General features: G+C 52.0%; 11 protein-coding genes and 2 rRNA genes. 8 read left to right on the top strand and 5 right to left on the bottom strand.

The features are described from left to right. Positions 1 to 167 precede the first annotated feature (167 nt). Both PAT9B_RS19960 and rrf read left to right on the top strand, forming a co-directional pair. Positions 168 to 3071: ribosomal RNA gene (locus tag PAT9B_RS19960) — 23S ribosomal RNA — on the top strand. Positions 3072 to 3177: 106 nt separating this feature from the next. Then, positions 3178 to 3293, top strand: a 5S ribosomal RNA gene (gene rrf / locus PAT9B_RS19955). 66 nt (positions 3294 to 3359) lie between these two features. On the opposite strand, the gene mobB is transcribed toward rrf, so the two are convergent. Next, positions 3360 to 3872 carry a molybdopterin-guanine dinucleotide biosynthesis protein MobB gene (gene mobB / locus PAT9B_RS19950; protein WP_013511076.1) on the bottom strand — a complete coding sequence of 171 codons (513 nt, stop codon included), beginning with the start codon at positions 3870 to 3872 and terminating at the stop codon, positions 3360 to 3362. Beyond that, on the bottom strand, positions 3869 to 4444 hold the full coding sequence (gene mobA / locus PAT9B_RS19945) for a molybdenum cofactor guanylyltransferase MobA (RefSeq protein ID WP_013511075.1): 576 nt from the start codon (positions 4442 to 4444) through the stop codon (positions 3869 to 3871). The genes mobB and mobA overlap by 4 nt, the downstream gene beginning before the upstream one ends. 72 nt (positions 4445 to 4516) lie before the next feature. Here mobA and PAT9B_RS19940 point away from each other — a divergent pair, with 72 nt between their 5' ends. The 4 genes from PAT9B_RS19940 (at position 4517) to polA (ending at position 9635) form a co-directional block, all read left to right on the top strand. Further along, positions 4517 to 4792 (top strand): YihD family protein, encoded by a 276-nt coding sequence (locus tag PAT9B_RS19940; RefSeq protein ID WP_041525874.1) that lies wholly within the window; start codon positions 4517 to 4519, stop codon positions 4790 to 4792. Between the two features lie 45 nt (positions 4793 to 4837). Next, positions 4838 to 5824, top strand: coding sequence for a serine/threonine protein kinase (locus PAT9B_RS19935; protein ID WP_013511073.1), 987 nt, complete (start codon positions 4838 to 4840; stop codon positions 5822 to 5824). Between the two features lie 26 nt (positions 5825 to 5850). Then, positions 5851 to 6480 carry a thiol:disulfide interchange protein DsbA gene (gene dsbA, locus PAT9B_RS19930; protein WP_013511072.1) on the top strand — a complete coding sequence of 210 codons (630 nt, stop codon included), beginning with the start codon at positions 5851 to 5853 and terminating at the stop codon, positions 6478 to 6480. 368 nt (positions 6481 to 6848) lie between these two features. After that, positions 6849 to 9635 (top strand): DNA polymerase I, encoded by a 2787-nt coding sequence (gene polA / locus PAT9B_RS19925; RefSeq protein WP_013511071.1) that lies wholly within the window; start codon positions 6849 to 6851, stop codon positions 9633 to 9635. A 415-nt stretch (positions 9636 to 10050) separates the two neighbouring features. Here the strand turns inward: polA and yihA are convergent, their stop codons facing one another. Then, positions 10051 to 10692, bottom strand: coding sequence for a ribosome biogenesis GTP-binding protein YihA/YsxC (gene yihA / locus PAT9B_RS19920; RefSeq protein WP_013511070.1), 642 nt, complete (start codon positions 10690 to 10692; stop codon positions 10051 to 10053). Positions 10693 to 11314: 622 nt separating this feature from the next. Here yihA and yihI point away from each other — a divergent pair. Both yihI and hemN read left to right on the top strand, forming a co-directional pair. Then, positions 11315 to 11833 carry a Der GTPase-activating protein YihI gene (gene yihI / locus PAT9B_RS19915; RefSeq protein ID WP_013511069.1) on the top strand — a complete coding sequence of 173 codons (519 nt, stop codon included), beginning with the start codon at positions 11315 to 11317 and terminating at the stop codon, positions 11831 to 11833. Between the two features lie 236 nt (positions 11834 to 12069). Then, the gene (hemN, locus tag PAT9B_RS19910; RefSeq protein ID WP_013511068.1) at positions 12070 to 13443 is read left to right on the top strand and encodes an oxygen-independent coproporphyrinogen III oxidase; all 1374 of its coding nucleotides are present in this window, start codon (positions 12070 to 12072) and stop codon (positions 13441 to 13443) included. A 31-nt stretch (positions 13444 to 13474) separates the two neighbouring features. Here hemN and PAT9B_RS30665 read toward each other — a convergent pair whose 3' ends face one another. Continuing rightward, positions 13475 to 13600, bottom strand: a complete 126-nt coding sequence (locus PAT9B_RS30665; RefSeq protein ID WP_013511067.1) for a YshB family small membrane protein — start codon at positions 13598 to 13600, stop codon at positions 13475 to 13477. 99 nt (positions 13601 to 13699) lie between these two features. Next, positions 13700 to 15109 carry a nitrogen regulation protein NR(I) gene (glnG, locus tag PAT9B_RS19905; protein WP_013511066.1) on the bottom strand — a complete coding sequence of 470 codons (1410 nt, stop codon included), beginning with the start codon at positions 15107 to 15109 and terminating at the stop codon, positions 13700 to 13702. Positions 15110 to 15113: the final 4 nt, after the last annotated feature.

The raw sequence follows: 15113 nt of genomic DNA, 5'->3' as shown, positions 1-15113 counted from the left end.
ACCGGAAACGGTGTGCTGCGAAGTATTTGCTCTTTAACAATCCGGAACAAGCTGAAAATTTGAAACGACACGTTGTTTCATTTCTCCGTAATAAGAAATGAAAACGATGTGTTCGAGTCTCTCAAATGCTTGCAGTCTGCATGCGTAAAAACGTCTGTGGGTTGTGAGGTTAAGCGACTAAGCGTACACGGTGGATGCCCTGGCAGTCAGAGGCGATGAAGGACGTGCTAATCTGCGAAAAGCGTCGGTAAGGTGATATGAACCGCTACAGCCGACGATGTCCGAATGGGGAAACCCAGTGCACTTGTGCACTATCGTTAACTGAATACATAGGTTAACGAGGCGAACCGGGGGAACTGAAACATCTGAGTACCCCGAGGAAAAGAAATCAACCGAGATTCCCCCAGTAGCGGCGAGCGAACGGGGAACAGCCCAGAACCTGAATCAGTTTGTGTGTCAGTGGAAGCGTCTGGAAAGTCGCAGGGTACAGGGTGATACTCCCGTACACGAAGATACACTTGCTGTGAGTTCGATGAGTAGGGCGGGACACGTGGTATCCTGTCTGAATATGGGGGGACCATCCTCCAAGGCTAAATACTCCTGACTGACCGATAGTGAACCAGTGCCGTGAGGGAAAGGCGAAAAGAACCCCGGCGAGGGGAGTGAAACAGAACCTGAAACCGTGTACGTACAAGCAGTGGGAGCATCCTTCGGGGTGTGACTGCGTACCTTTTGTATAATGGGTCAGCGACTTATATTCTGTAGCAAGGTTAACCGTATAGGGGAGCCGCAGGGAAACCGAGTCTTAACTGGGCGTTAAGTTGCAGGGTATAGACCCGAAACCCGGTGATCTAGCCATGGGCAGGTTGAAGGTTGGGTAACACTAACTGGAGGACCGAACCGACTAATGTTGAAAAATTAGCGGATGACTTGTGGCTGGGGGTGAAAGGCCAATCAAACCGGGAGATAGCTGGTTCTCCCCGAAAGCTATTTAGGTAGCGCCTCGTGAATTCATCTCCGGGGGTAGAGCACTGTTTCGGCTAGGGGGCCATCCCGGCTTACCAACCCGATGCAAACTACGAATACCGGAGAATGTTATCGCGGGAGACACACGGCGGGTGCTAACGTCCGTCGTGAAGAGGGAAACAACCCAGACCGCCAGCTAAGGTCCCAAAGTCATGGTTAAGTGGGAAACGATGTGGGAAGGCCCAGACAGCCAGGATGTTGGCTTAGAAGCAGCCATCATTTAAAGAAAGCGTAATAGCTCACTGGTCGAGTCGGCCTGCGCGGAAGATGTAACGGGGCTAAACCATGCACCGAAGCTGCGGCAGCGACACTATGTGTTGTTGGGTAGGGGAGCGTTCTGTAAGCCGTTGAAGGTGGACTGTGAGGTCTGCTGGAGGTATCAGAAGTGCGAATGCTGACATAAGTAACGATAAAGCGGGTGAAAAGCCCGCTCGCCGGAAGACCAAGGGTTCCTGTCCAACGTTAATCGGGGCAGGGTGAGTCGACCCCTAAGGCGAGGCTGAAAAGCGTAGTCGATGGGAAACAGGTTAATATTCCTGTACTTGGTGTTACTGCGAAGGGGGGACGGAGAAGGCTAGGTTATCCGGGCGACGGTTGTCCCGGTTTAAGCGTGTAGGCATGTGCACCAGGCAAATCCGGTGCGCTTTATGCTGAGGCGTGATGACGAGCCACTACGGTGGTGAAGTAACTGATGCCCTGCTTCCAGGAAAAGCCTCTAAGCTCCAGGTAACACGAAATCGTACCCCAAACCGACACAGGTGGTCAGGTAGAGAATACCAAGGCGCTTGAGAGAACTCGGGTGAAGGAACTAGGCAAAATGGTGCCGTAACTTCGGGAGAAGGCACGCTGGCATTAGGTGAAGGGACTTGCTCCCGGAGCTGAAGCCAGTCGAAGATACCAGCTGGCTGCAACTGTTTATTAAAAACACAGCACTGTGCAAACACGAAAGTGGACGTATACGGTGTGAACGCCTGCCCGGTGCCGGAAGGTTAATTGATGGGGTTATCCGTAAGGAGAAGCTCTTGATCGAAGCCCCGGTAAACGGCGGCCGTAACTATAACGGTCCTAAGGTAGCGAAATTCCTTGTCGGGTAAGTTCCGACCTGCACGAATGGCGTAATGATGGCCAGGCTGTCTCCACCCGAGACTCAGTGAAATTGAAATCGCTGTGAAGATGCAGTGTACCCGCGGCAAGACGGAAAGACCCCGTGAACCTTTACTATAGCTTGACACTGAACATTGAGCCTTGATGTGTAGGATAGGTGGGAGGCTTTGAAGCGTGGACGCCAGTCTGCGTGGAGCCAACCTTGAAATACCACCCTTTAATGTTTGATGTTCTAACGTAGGCCCGTAATCCGGGCTGCGGACAGTGTCTGGTGGGTAGTTTGACTGGGGCGGTCTCCTCCCAAAGTGTAACGGAGGAGCACGAAGGTTGGCTAATCCTGGTCGGACATCAGGAGGTTAGTGCAATGGCATAAGCCAGCTTGACTGCGAGAGTGACGGCTCGAGCAGGTGCGAAAGCAGGTCATAGTGATCCGGTGGTTCTGAATGGAAGGGCCATCGCTCAACGGATAAAAGGTACTCCGGGGATAACAGGCTGATACCGCCCAAGAGTTCATATCGACGGCGGTGTTTGGCACCTCGATGTCGGCTCATCACATCCTGGGGCTGAAGTAGGTCCCAAGGGTACGGCTGTTCGCCGTTTAAAGTGGTACGCGAGCTGGGTTTAGAACGTCGTGAGACAGTTCGGTCCCTATCTGCCGTGGGCGCTGGAGAATTGAGGGGGGTTGCTCCTAGTACGAGAGGACCGGAGTGAACGCACCACTGGTGTTCGGGTTGTCATGCCAATGGCATTGCCCGGTAGCTAAGTGCGGAAAAGATAAGTGCTGAAAGCATCTAAGCACGAAACTTGCCCCGAGATGAGTTCTCCCTGACCCCTTGAGGGTCCTGAAGGGACGTTGAAGACGACGACGTTGATAGGCCGGATGTGTAAGTGCAGCGATGCATTGAGCTAACCGGTACTAATGACCCGTGAGGCTTAACCTTACAACGCCAGAGGCGTTTTGAGTTGAGAGACGCAAAGAATTTTCAGCATTGTTCAAACGGATTGATTCGTATGGCCTGTGAGGGCGGTGCGGATAAACAGAATTTGCCTGGCGGCTGTAGCGCGGTGGTCCCACCTGACCCCATGCCGAACTCAGAAGTGAAACGCCGTAGCGCCGATGGTAGTGTGGGGTCTCCCCATGCGAGAGTAGGGAACTGCCAGGCATCAATTAGTGAAGAAGCCCTGAACGAAAGTTCAGGGCTTTTTTACGTCTGAAAATCAGAAAAAAATCACGGATTTTTCTGTGAAAAACACCATTCAGCAATGAAGTCGGCAATCTGCTGTGGTTGATTAATATCCAGTACGGGTATCGGCAACGCGGATTCCACATCACTCGCTACCGCAATCACGTAATCATCAAGTAAATCGGCAATAGCCCCCTTCACACCGGTACGCCACAACACAATCTTCGCAACTGGCTCATCCTTAAACCCTTCGACCAACACTAAATCCAGCAAAGCATGGTCCATACGTGCCGCCAGCTGATGCAAATTTAAGGGTTCATCGGGTGTCTCGCACATCAACGCCCAACGCTGGTTGCTGGCAACGATCACCTGATCTGCACCCGCTTTTCGCAGCAGATAGCTATCTTTTCCCGGCGTATCGACATCCATATGATGGTGTGTATGTTTGATCAAGCCCGAACGGATACCTCGGTCTCTCAGCAGTGGGATCACCTTCTCCAGCAAGGTCGTTTTACCGGTTCCGCTCCAGGCGGCAATGGCCAGCAAAGGTACGGTCATGATGGTATTTCCTCATCCCGTAAGTCGTCCGGTGTATTGATATTACGAAATGCCGATTCAGGATCGGTAAAGGTCACAGCATGACCGCCACTTTCCCGCAAAAACTGCATCAGACGCCGCTCGCCGCTTAACAGCCAGGTTTCGAGATCATCTGCTAAAGATCGATTCACCAATGCCAGTGCCGGGTGATCGCGTAGGGGGGATTTCACCCATACGGCCGGAGCATCTGCTTTGTTTTGCCATAAACGTGCAACGAAATCGTCAGGGATCCACGGCGTATCGCAGGCACAAAATGCCACCCACTCAGACGGACTGTGACGCAAACCACTCAGCATTCCCGCCAGAGGACCAGGATAATCGGGCAGAGAGTCGCTGACCACCTGACAACCGCTTAACTGATAACGATCAATGTTGCGGTTGGCGCTTATCAACACAATATTGACCTGTGGCCGAAAACGGCGCAGAACGTGTTGATACAGGGGTTCACCTTGCAGCAGCAGTAATCCCTTATCTTCGCCCCCCATACGACGTCCCTGGCCGCCTGCCAGGATCACGCCGGTAAATGCTGTCATCTTCGTCTCCTTATCCTGAGTGGACGATACTTACAGGTCGGCTGCCTGACACCTGCATATGAGGAATAAATGATGAAATATCACCGTCTCAACGAACTACTCGAACTCCTGCAACCAGCATGGCAGAAGGAGTCTGATCTTAACCTATTGGCATTTTTACAAAAATTAGCGCAGGAAGCAGGCTTCAGTGGCCCATTAAGTGAATTAACCGACGACATATTGATTTACCATCTCAAAATGCGAGATTCAGACACTGATGCTGAGATTCCCGGTCTGAAAAAAGATTATGAAGTGGATTTTAAAACCGCGCTATTACGTGCACGCGGTGTGATTAAGGATGATGAGTAGTGCTATCCTTGCGCATCAAAGCAAAGGTAACACACAGGCCACATGATGAGCGAAGCCACCTTTAATTTTCAGACGTTAAACCCCGATGTGATCCTGGATGCACTTTGGGAAGCGGGTCTGCGCGTAGAATCTGGCTTAACCGCCCTCAACAGCTATGAAAATCGCGTCTATCAATTTAGCGATGATGACAAACGCCGCTACGTCGTGAAGTTTTACCGCCCGCAGCGCTGGAGCGCCGGGCAAATTCTGGAAGAACATCAGTTTGCCCACGATTTATTAAATGACGAAGTGCCGGTTGCTGCCCCCCTGGCATTACAGGGAACCACCCTGAACAGCCATGCCGGTTTTATGTTTGCGGTATTTCCCAGTCTGGGCGGACGCCAGTATGAAACCGATAATGAAGAACAGATGGAGTGGGTAGGCCGTTTTCTCGGGCGCATCCATCAAACTGGCCGGCAAAAAAGCTTCCAGCAACGGCCAACCATCGGATTGGATGAATATATTGTACAGCCGCGCCAACAACTGGAGCAGAGCGTACTGGTACCAGATGCGCTCAAAGCACAGTTAATGGCCGCCATAGATAAATTGAGCCACACGTTACAGCAGATATGGCATACGCGCTGGCAGCCACTGCGATTACACGGTGACTGCCATCCCGGTAATATTCTGTGGCGTGATGGCCCGATGTTTGTCGATCTTGATGATGCACGCACCGGACCGGCAGTACAGGATCTGTGGATGTTGGTAAATGGCGATCGCCAGGAACAACTTATCCAGTGGGATATTTTGCTGGAAGCTTACAATGAATTCAGCGATTTCGATTTACATGAATTGTCACTGATTGAGCCTTTACGCGCGATGCGCATGGTTTATTATTTAGCCTGGGTCGTGCGTCGCTGGCAGGATCCTGCATTTCCACGCGCCTTTCCGTGGATGACCGATGAAGATTTTTGGCGTCGGCAAATTGCCCTTTTTACCGAGCAGGAAAAGCTGTTACACGAACCGCCGTTGCAGCTTAGCCCGCAATTTTAATGAAGCAGTCAGGAGAATTTTTCACGATGAAAAAGATTTGGTTCGCGCTGGTAGGTTTAATGCTGGCATTTAGCGCCTCCGCGGCACAATTTACCGATGGTAAGCAGTATGTCACGCTGCCGAAGCCCATCGCTGGTGAACCGCAGGTAATGGAGTTTTTCTCTTTCTTCTGCCCGCATTGCTATCAATTCGAACGCGTTTATCACGTCAGCGATGCCGTGAAAAAGAATCTGCCTGCCAATACCAAAGTGACCAAATATCACGTGGATTTCCTGGGTGGTGACTTTGGTCCGGTTGTGACGCATGCATGGGCTGTTGCAATGGCACTGGGCGTCGAAGATAAAGTAACGGCACCGATCTTTGATGGTATTCAGAAAACCCAGACAGTCACTGATGCTGCCAGCCTGAAAGACACCTTTATTAAGGCTGCCGGGATCTCTTCAGAAGATTACGATGCGGCGTGGAACAGCTTTGCAGTGAAAGCGCTGGTTGCACAGCAGCAGAAAGCCGCTTCTGATGTTAATCTTCAGGGCGTACCGGCGATGTTTATCAATGGTAAATACATGGTAAACAACGGCGGCCTCGACACCAGCTCTATGGATAATTTCGTGGCGGATTACGCCAACGTGGTGAAATTCCTCGTCGAGAAGAACTAATTTAAGCAATAAAAACGCCGACTACGTCGGCGTTTTCAATTCTGCTTCCTTTCTTTTATTTGCCTTCCTGCTGTAAACCTTGTGGTTAATATCCACATCGACGATCATCTTTTTAAAAAGATGCCCGGCATCACAGAAACTTACCAACTGCATGAAAAATATCGTGTTTTATCGGTGTGAGATTGATGTTCAAAGGAAATAACAATACGTTATGAAATTTACGCACAAAGTTATCCACAATAAGATCCCTGCGATCCATCCCGCGTAATGAGGAAAAAACATCACATCACCTGCCGCGAATTCAACATTCGTCTCTGGTTATGGCATCCTTATACCTCTCTTAATCGCAACGAAGAAAAATCAAACTTATGGCGCACATTGCAGAAAATCCCCTGATTCTGGTAGACGGTTCCTCCTATCTCTACCGTGCATATCATGCCTTTCCGCCCCTGACCAATAGCGCAGGCGAGCCAACTGGCGCCATGTATGGTGTTCTCAACATGTTGAAAAGCTTGTTGATGCAGTATCAACCCAGCCATGTCGCTGTGGTCTTCGATGCGAAAGGAAAAACATTCCGTGATGAGTTATTCGAACACTACAAATCACACCGCCCACCGATGCCTGATGATCTGCGTGCGCAGATCGAGCCGCTTCATGAAATGGTTAAAGCGATGGGCTTGCCGCTGCTGGCAGTAACGGGTGTTGAGGCGGATGACGTCATCGGTACGCTGGCGCAGGAAGCAGAAAAACAAGGGCGTCCGGTTCTGATCAGCACCGGCGATAAAGATATGGCCCAATTGGTGACACCGGGTATCACGCTGATTAACACCATGACGAATACGGTGCTCGGACCGGAAGAAGTTGAACAGAAATACGGTGTACCGCCTTCACTGATTATCGATTTTCTCGCCATGATGGGCGACAGCTCGGACAACATTCCCGGCGTGCCGGGGGTGGGCGAAAAGACCGCGCAGGCATTGTTGCAAGGCCTGGGTGGCATGCAGTCCATTTATGACAATCTGGAAAAAGTGGCTGATCTGTCATTCCGTGGTGCCAAAACGATGGCGGCGAAGCTGGAACAAAACCGCGACGTGGCCTTCCTGTCTTATCAACTGGCGACCATCAAAACTGACGTAGAACTGGAGCTCGGCTGTGAGCAATTGACGGTCAATGAGCCGGATGTTGCTGTCCTGCAAACACTCTTCAGTCGCTATGAATTCAAGCGCTGGTTGGTCGATCTGCAAGAAGGCAAATGGTTGCAGGGTACGAAAGGCAGCGCCCCGGCCCAGCAAGCATTGGCGGATCAGCCTGCGGCAAAAGCCGAAACAGCGAGTGTGTTGTCTTCCGACGGTTACGTCACCATTCTTGATCAAGACACTTTTAGCCGCTGGCTGGAAAAGCTGAAGAAAAGCGATGTGTTTGCATTCGATCTGGAAACCGATTCACTGGATACGCTGAGTGCCAATATTGTCGGCCTTGCTTTCGCCGTCGCCCCCGGAGAAGCGGCTTATTTGCCGGTAGCACATGATTATCTCGATGCCCCCGATCAATTGGATCGCGCGGCGGTGTTGGCGCAGTTGAAACCTTTGCTGGAAGACAGCAAGGCGGCAAAAGTCGGGCAAAATCTCAAATACGATCGCGGCGTTCTGAAGAACTACGACATTGAGCTGAACGGTATCAAATACGACACCATGCTGGAGTCATATTGCCTGAACAGTGTGGGTGGTAAGCACGATATGGACAGCCTCGCAGCGCGCTGGCTGAACCACAAAACGGTCACCTTTGAAGAGATCGCCGGGAAAGGCAAAAATCAGCTGACCTTTAACCAGATTGCCATTGAGCAGGCCGGGCATTACGCCGCGGAAGATGCAGATGTCACTTTGCAGTTGCACCTGAAAATGTGGCCGGAGCTGGAGAAAGAAGCAGGCCCGAAAAAAGTCTTCACTGAGATCGAGATGCCATTGCTGAAGGTGATCTCCCGTGTTGAGCGTAACGGTGTGCTGATCGATCAAAACATCCTGGCGAAACATTCGCAGGAGCTGACGACGCGGCTGGCTGAGCTGGAGCAGCAAGCGCATGATCTGGCGGGAGAACCGTTCAACCTGTCCTCAACCAAGCAACTGCAAACGATTCTGTTTGAAAAACAGGGTATCAAGCCAACCAAGAAGACTCCGGGTGGCGCACCATCGACCAGCGAAGAGGTGTTGGCTGAACTGGCACTGGATTATCCCTTACCGAAGGTGATTCTGGAGCATCGTGGTTTGTCGAAGCTGAAATCGACTTACACCGATAAACTGCCGCTGATGATCAATCCGGTTACTGGTCGCGTGCATACCTCCTACCATCAGGCGGTGACGGCAACCGGTCGTCTGTCATCCACCGATCCCAACTTACAAAATATCCCGGTGCGCAACGATGAGGGCCGCCGCATTCGCCAGGCGTTCATTGCCGGGCCTGACAAGCGGATTGTCGCGGCTGACTATTCGCAGATTGAGCTGCGTATTATGGCGCATCTGTCGCAGGATAAAGGGCTGCTGGCTGCTTTTGCTCAGGGGGAAGACATTCACCGCGCAACCGCATCAGAAGTGTTTGGTGTGGCACTGAGCAAGGTTTCCGGTGAACAGCGCCGTAGCGCGAAAGCTATCAACTTTGGTCTGATCTACGGCATGAGTGCGTTTGGTCTGTCGCGTCAGCTGAATATCGGTGCCGGTGAAGCCAAAAAGTACATGGATCTCTACTTTGAACGCTATCCGGGCGTATTGCGTTATATGGAAGAGACGCGTGAGCAGGCGGCAGCGAAGGGCTACGTTGAGACGCTAGATGGTCGCCGTTTATGGCTGCCGGATATCACATCCAGCAACGCCATTCGCCGCAAGGCAGCAGAACGCGCGGCAATTAACGCCCCGATGCAGGGAACCGCAGCGGATATCATCAAGCGCGCGATGATTGCGGTTGATGGGTGGCTGCTGGAGCAAAAGGACGACAAGGTTAAAATGATTATGCAGGTACACGATGAACTGGTGTTTGAGATCCATCAGGACGCAGTGGCCAGCGCCAGTGACAAAATCCGCCAGTTGATGGAGGGCAGCATGAAACTGGATGTTCCATTGCTGGTTGAGGTCGGAACGGGTGAAAACTGGGACCAGGCGCACTAAGCCACATACCCTAAGCGGCGAAAAGCCGCTTATGACAATGTCATAAGAAAAAAGTTTACTTAATCGGTTCAGCAACGCGCAAAAGCCGTCTGTAAAATGCGCGTTTTGTAACTGCCTAACGTCTAAGCATTTTTTTAGTAATTAAACTACATTGGATGCGCGGTTTTGTGACGAACCTGGTAAAAAAGATGTCGATTCCTGAAACTAAACAACAAAAAACCCTTTGTGGGTCAGGAAAAATCAGGTAAAGTTTCTCGCGTAGGGTACAGAGGTAAGATGTTCTATCTTTCAGACCTTTTACTTCACGTAATCGGATTTGGCTGAATATTAGCCGCCCCAGTCATTTATGACTGGGGCGTTTTTTATTGGGCTTTTTCTGAAAATGCGGGTGGGTGACACCCGCTGCCGATACCCGTTATGCAGGGGTATCGTTGTTGTCATCTTCCTGAGCCGGTTCCAGCTCACTGAACCAGCTATCCAGTTTTTGCCGCAGTTTGTCGACACCCAGCTTCTTCAGTGAAGAGAACATTTCAACCTGTACGTCCCCCTGAAAAGCCAGCGACGCTTCGCGTACCATATTTAGCTGGGCTTTACGTGCACCGGAAGCCAACTTGTCAGCTTTGGTCAATAGCACCAAAACCGGGATCTCACTCTGAACCGCCCATTCGATCATCTGCTGGTCGAGGTCTTTCAGCGGGTGACGAATATCCATCAGCACCACCAGCCCCTTCAGTGCCTGGCGTTTTTGCAGATATTCACCCAGCGCTCGTTGCCATTTGCGCTTCATCTCTTCAGGCACTTCGGCGTACCCATAGCCGGGTAAATCCACCAGACGTTTGCCTTCCACGACCTCAAAAAGGTTGATCAGCTGGGTGCGACCCGGCGTTTTACTGGTACGCGCCAGGCTTTTCTGGTTAGTCAGGGTATTCAGCGCACTGGATTTGCCTGCATTTGAGCGACCGGCAAAGGCAACTTCAATGCCCGTGTCAGAAGGCAAGTGGCGAATATCCGGGGCACTGAGAACGAAATGGGTAATGTGATAGTTCAACGCAGACAAAGTAAAACTCCGGCAAAGTGATTCATGCAATTGCGCAGAGTATACCTGTTATGGCGCAAAAGTGCCCGATGGCGTCTTTGCGCGCGACTTTGTAAGAGATATGCGATAAGTGCTGCCAGTCATTAACGTTTCCTGTAACTAAGGCATGATTATTTATCAATTAAATTCAATTGGTTAATAAAAAACATGGCATTTTCATTATAAATAAGAGAAGCGTCTTACTTGTTCATTTTACCTATTGGTCTACATTTGGTGTCTGTGCAAGGCTGCACGCATCGAATGATGAGCTCAGGAGCGTCAAGGGGGACGAAGAGCAGGCAGGAATACGATTCAGGAACGAATCGGACAGGGACAGGGAAATTCGCAGGAGCGATTTGGCGAGGGAAAAACCGGGACGTTGTGAGCCATTAATGGATTTATCTCGTGTTTCCTTCGTATGAAGGTGCGAAATAAGGCGACAGCATAAGCTGTCGCCTTTTTTCTTTGTCTGCTTTCTGCTAGATTTCGCCGCAATTCGATACCTTAAATCATTCGGGCGGTGGGAAGGCGAAAAGCGCACTCACCACACCAGTCCGTAATATGACCGGTATATACTGATTAAAAATTGCCGAGACCCAACACCATGAAGCAACCTGCACAATCCCCACGCGGCAAACCCGCCGCCAAAGCGAAACGTAAATCGCGTGAAGATTTGAATCTGGAAGCGCGCGATCGTAAACGTGATAAAAAGCACCGTGGCCATGCCGCGGGCAGCCGTGCGAATCCAGAAAAACAAGCCACCGGGAAAGGTCAGGCCAGAAATGCCCAGGATCCCCGTCTTGGTAGCAAAAAACCGATTGCCCTGGTGGCTGAAGGACAGACATCCGTCGTGAAAAAAGCGGCTCCGAAACCGAAAGCGGAAAAAGTTCGTCTGACTCCGCAGGAAGAGCTGGCCAAACTGGAAAATGATGAGCGTCTGGATACGTTGCTGGATCGTCTGGAAAACGGCGAGACCCTGAGCGGCGAAGAGCAGGCCTGGTTGGATGAAACCCTGGATCGCATCGACGAACTGATGGAAACCCTTGGCATCGCGTTAGATGATGACGCTGACGATGATGAGCAGGCGGAAGAAGACATGATGCGCCTGCTGAAGGGCAAATAAGGGCGTTTTTGATCGGCATGCGCATTCGCGCATGCCACGCTAAACAGGTATTGACCGATGTTTTGGCCTGGATCAATTTTAGCGCTGCTGCTGGCATGTTATCTCATTAGCTTATTGTTTAAACTACGCCGTCTGTCGCGCCTGAAGTCGCGTTTACGCCGGGTTGCTGCTCGTCGTCCTGTTCACCCTTCTGCTTCGCGACCTGCCTTCAGACGACGTCACCGTAAGGAGTGAGCATGTCATCACAGCAGATTGAATGGGATCAGCGGCTGATCGAAAAATACAATTACGCTGGCCCGCGCTACACCTCCTATCCCACTGCACTGGAATTCAGTGAGAATTTTGGCGAAGCCGATTTTCAACACGCGGTGGCCCGCTATCCTGAGCGTCCGCTCTCACTCTATGTACATATCCCGTTTTGTCATCGTCTGTGCTACTTCTGTGGCTGCAATAAGATTGTCACGCGTCAGTTACACAAAGCGGATCGTTACCTTGATGTGCTGGAACAGGAAATTCGTCAGCGTGCGCCGCTGTTTGCCGGGCGTAGCGTCACCCAGTTGCACTGGGGCGGCGGTACGCCGACATTCCTGAACCAGCAGCAGGTGAGTCGGCTGGTGGGTCTGCTGCGCAGCCATTTCACCTTTGCCGAAGACGTTGAGATGTCGATCGAAGTCGATCCGCGCGAAATTGAGCTGGAGATGATCGATCATCTGCGTTCGCAGGGCTTCAATCGTCTTAGCATGGGCGTGCAGGATTTTAATAAAGCGGTGCAGGAGAAGGTCAATCGCGTACAGGATGAGGCCATGATTTTCGCGCTGGTGCAACGTGCGCGCGAGCAGGGCTTCCGCTCCGTCAGCCTCGATCTCATCTACGGATTACCGCTGCAAACGCCAGAAAGCTTTGCGTTCACATTGCAACGCGTTATCGCCCTCAACCCTGACCGTCTCAGCGTGTTTAATTACGCCCATTTGCCGACGTTATTCGCCGCCCAGCGCAAAATCAAAGATGCTGAGCTGCCCGGTGCGACACAAAAGTTGGCGATTTTGCAGCAGACCATTGCCACCTTGACCGGTGAAGGCTATCAGTTTATCGGTATGGACCATTTCGCCCGGCCTGATGATGAACTGGCGGTCGCCCAACGCGCGGGCAAACTGCACCGTAATTTCCAGGGTTATACCACGCAGGGCGAAACCGACTTGCTGGGGCTGGGGGTGTCGGCGATTAGCATGATCGGCGACAGTTATGCGCAGAATCACAAAGAGCTAAAAACCTGGTACGCCAGCGTGGAGCAGCAGGGTAGCGCATTGTGGCGCGGTCTGACCCTGAGTGACGATGATTGCCTGCGCCGTGATGTCATCAAGGCGCTGATTTGTAACTTCGCACTCGATTACGCGGCGATAGAGGCGCAGTGGCCGATCGTGTTTACGCGCTATTTTGCGGAGGATTTACAACTGCTGGCACCGCTGGTGGCAGATGGCCTGGTCGAGCAGCATGAGGGTGGGTTACGCGTCACCGGCGTGGGTCGCTTGCTGATTCGCAATATCTGCATGTGCTTTGACGTCTATCTGCGGCAAAAGGCGCGTCAGCAGCAGTTCTCACGTGTGATTTAAAACGACAAAGGGAGCTAAGGCTCCCTTTGTGTTAACTGAACAGACTCACGGTGATGGCGCATATCACGGCAGCAATGGCGGTTTGCGGTGAATGGCTGGCCGCATTGCCGATCGCCGCGATATTATGCGTGATCATCTGGATGACTGACTGGAACATGTTCTCTTCTCCCGATTGCCGCCCGTATGATACTGAACGGCACCGGTCTGTACAGATGGCGTAAGCATAAAAATCGTGCAATAAGCCCTCTTTTTACACTTACTCCATGCCCAGCTCTTTCAGTTTGCGCGTCAGAGTATTACGTCCCCAACCGAGCAAACGTGCCGCTTCCTGTTTGTGCCCCTGCGTATGACGTAACGCGGTGGTGAGCAGGGTGCGTTCCATCTCTGGCTGCGCTTCAGATAACAGGTTTTGATGACCGGAACGCAGTGCACGATCTGCCCATTGCGCCAGCAAGGTGGCCCAGCTATCCGGCAGCGATTGCACCGGGCTTTCTGGCGTGCTGGATTCAAACAGCTCGGCGGGCAGATCCTGAATCAACACTTCCTGACCCGCTGCCATCACTGTCAGCCAGCGACAGGTGTTTTCGAGCTGGCGCACGTTGCCTGACCAATGCAGGCGCGTCAACGCCGCTTCGGTTTCCGGGTGCAAAATCTTCGCTTCCACGCCCAGTTCACGCGCGGCAACTTGCAGGAAATAACGTGCCAAGCGCGGAATATCTTCACGACGTTCACGCAACGGCGGCAGATGCACGCGAATCACGTTCAGACGATGGAACAAGTCTTCACGGAATTTACCTTCCTGTACGCGCATTTCCAGATTCTGGTGAGTTGCGGCGATGATACGGACATCCACCTTCACCGGTGCATAACCACCAACACGGTAGAACTGACCATCGGCCAGCACGCGCAACAGGCGGGTTTGCACGTCGAGCGGCATATCACCGATTTCGTCGAGGAACAACGTGCCGCCATCAGCTTGCTCGAAACGTCCCTGACGAATCTGATTGGCACCGGTAAATGCGCCTTTCTCATGACCAAACAGCTCGGACTCAATCAAATCTTTTGGAATCGCCGCCATGTTCAGCGCGATAAACGGCGCTTTGGCTCGCGGGCTGTGGCGATGCAGGGCATGCGCCACCAGCTCTTTACCGGTCCCGGATTCACCGTTAATCAGCACGCTGATCGAGGAACGCGACAGACGGCCAATAATGCGAAACACATCCTGCATTGCTGGCGCTTCACCGATAATATCGGTGGTCGGGCCGCTGACCGGCTGGTTGCGTGGCTGCTGCTGTTCCTGATAGTGACTAATAGCGCGCTCGACCAGTGCCACCGCTTCATCAATATCAAACGGCTTCGGCAGGTAATCAAAAGCACCCTGCTGATAAGCACTGACGGCGGCATCCAGATCGGAATGCGCCGTCATAATGATGACCGGCAGCATCGGATGGCGTTGTTTAATCTGTTTCAGCAGTGCCAGCCCGTCCATGCCTGGCATACGAATATCTGACAGTAAAACATCTGGGGTTTTGGTCGAGAGCGCTTCCAGCACTTCGTTGCCGCTGTCAAAAGTTGCACAGCTCAAACCGGCTCCAGTGAGCGCACGTTCAAGCACCCAGCGGATGGAGCTATCGTCATCGACGATCCAGACTATCCCTCGTTGCATAGAA

The organism is Pantoea sp. At-9b, from assembly GCF_000175935.2.
Taxonomy (GTDB): domain Bacteria; phylum Pseudomonadota; class Gammaproteobacteria; order Enterobacterales; family Enterobacteriaceae; genus Pantoea.
This window is presented reverse-complemented; position numbering and strand designations above follow the sequence as displayed.

Bases quoted from the DNA above. Each gene is read 5' to 3' on its own strand.
- mobB (WP_013511076.1), bottom strand. From the start codon at position 3,872: ATGACCGTACCTTTGCTGGCCATTGCCGCCTGGAGCGGAACCGGTAAA.
- mobA (WP_013511075.1), bottom strand. From the start codon at position 4,444: ATGACAGCATTTACCGGCGTGATCCTGGCAGGCGGCCAGGGACGTCGT.
- PAT9B_RS19940 (WP_041525874.1), top strand. From the start codon at position 4,517: ATGAAATATCACCGTCTCAACGAACTACTCGAACTCCTGCAACCAGCA.
- PAT9B_RS19935 (WP_013511073.1), top strand. From the start codon at position 4,838: ATGAGCGAAGCCACCTTTAATTTTCAGACGTTAAACCCCGATGTGATC.
- dsbA (WP_013511072.1), top strand. From the start codon at position 5,851: ATGAAAAAGATTTGGTTCGCGCTGGTAGGTTTAATGCTGGCATTTAGC.
- polA (WP_013511071.1), top strand. From the start codon at position 6,849: ATGGCGCACATTGCAGAAAATCCCCTGATTCTGGTAGACGGTTCCTCC.
- yihI (WP_013511069.1), top strand. From the start codon at position 11,315: ATGAAGCAACCTGCACAATCCCCACGCGGCAAACCCGCCGCCAAAGCG.
- hemN (WP_013511068.1), top strand. From the start codon at position 12,070: ATGTCATCACAGCAGATTGAATGGGATCAGCGGCTGATCGAAAAATAC.
- PAT9B_RS30665 (WP_013511067.1), bottom strand. From the start codon at position 13,600: ATGTTCCAGTCAGTCATCCAGATGATCACGCATAATATCGCGGCGATC.
- glnG (WP_013511066.1), bottom strand. From the start codon at position 15,109: ATGCAACGAGGGATAGTCTGGATCGTCGATGACGATAGCTCCATCCGC.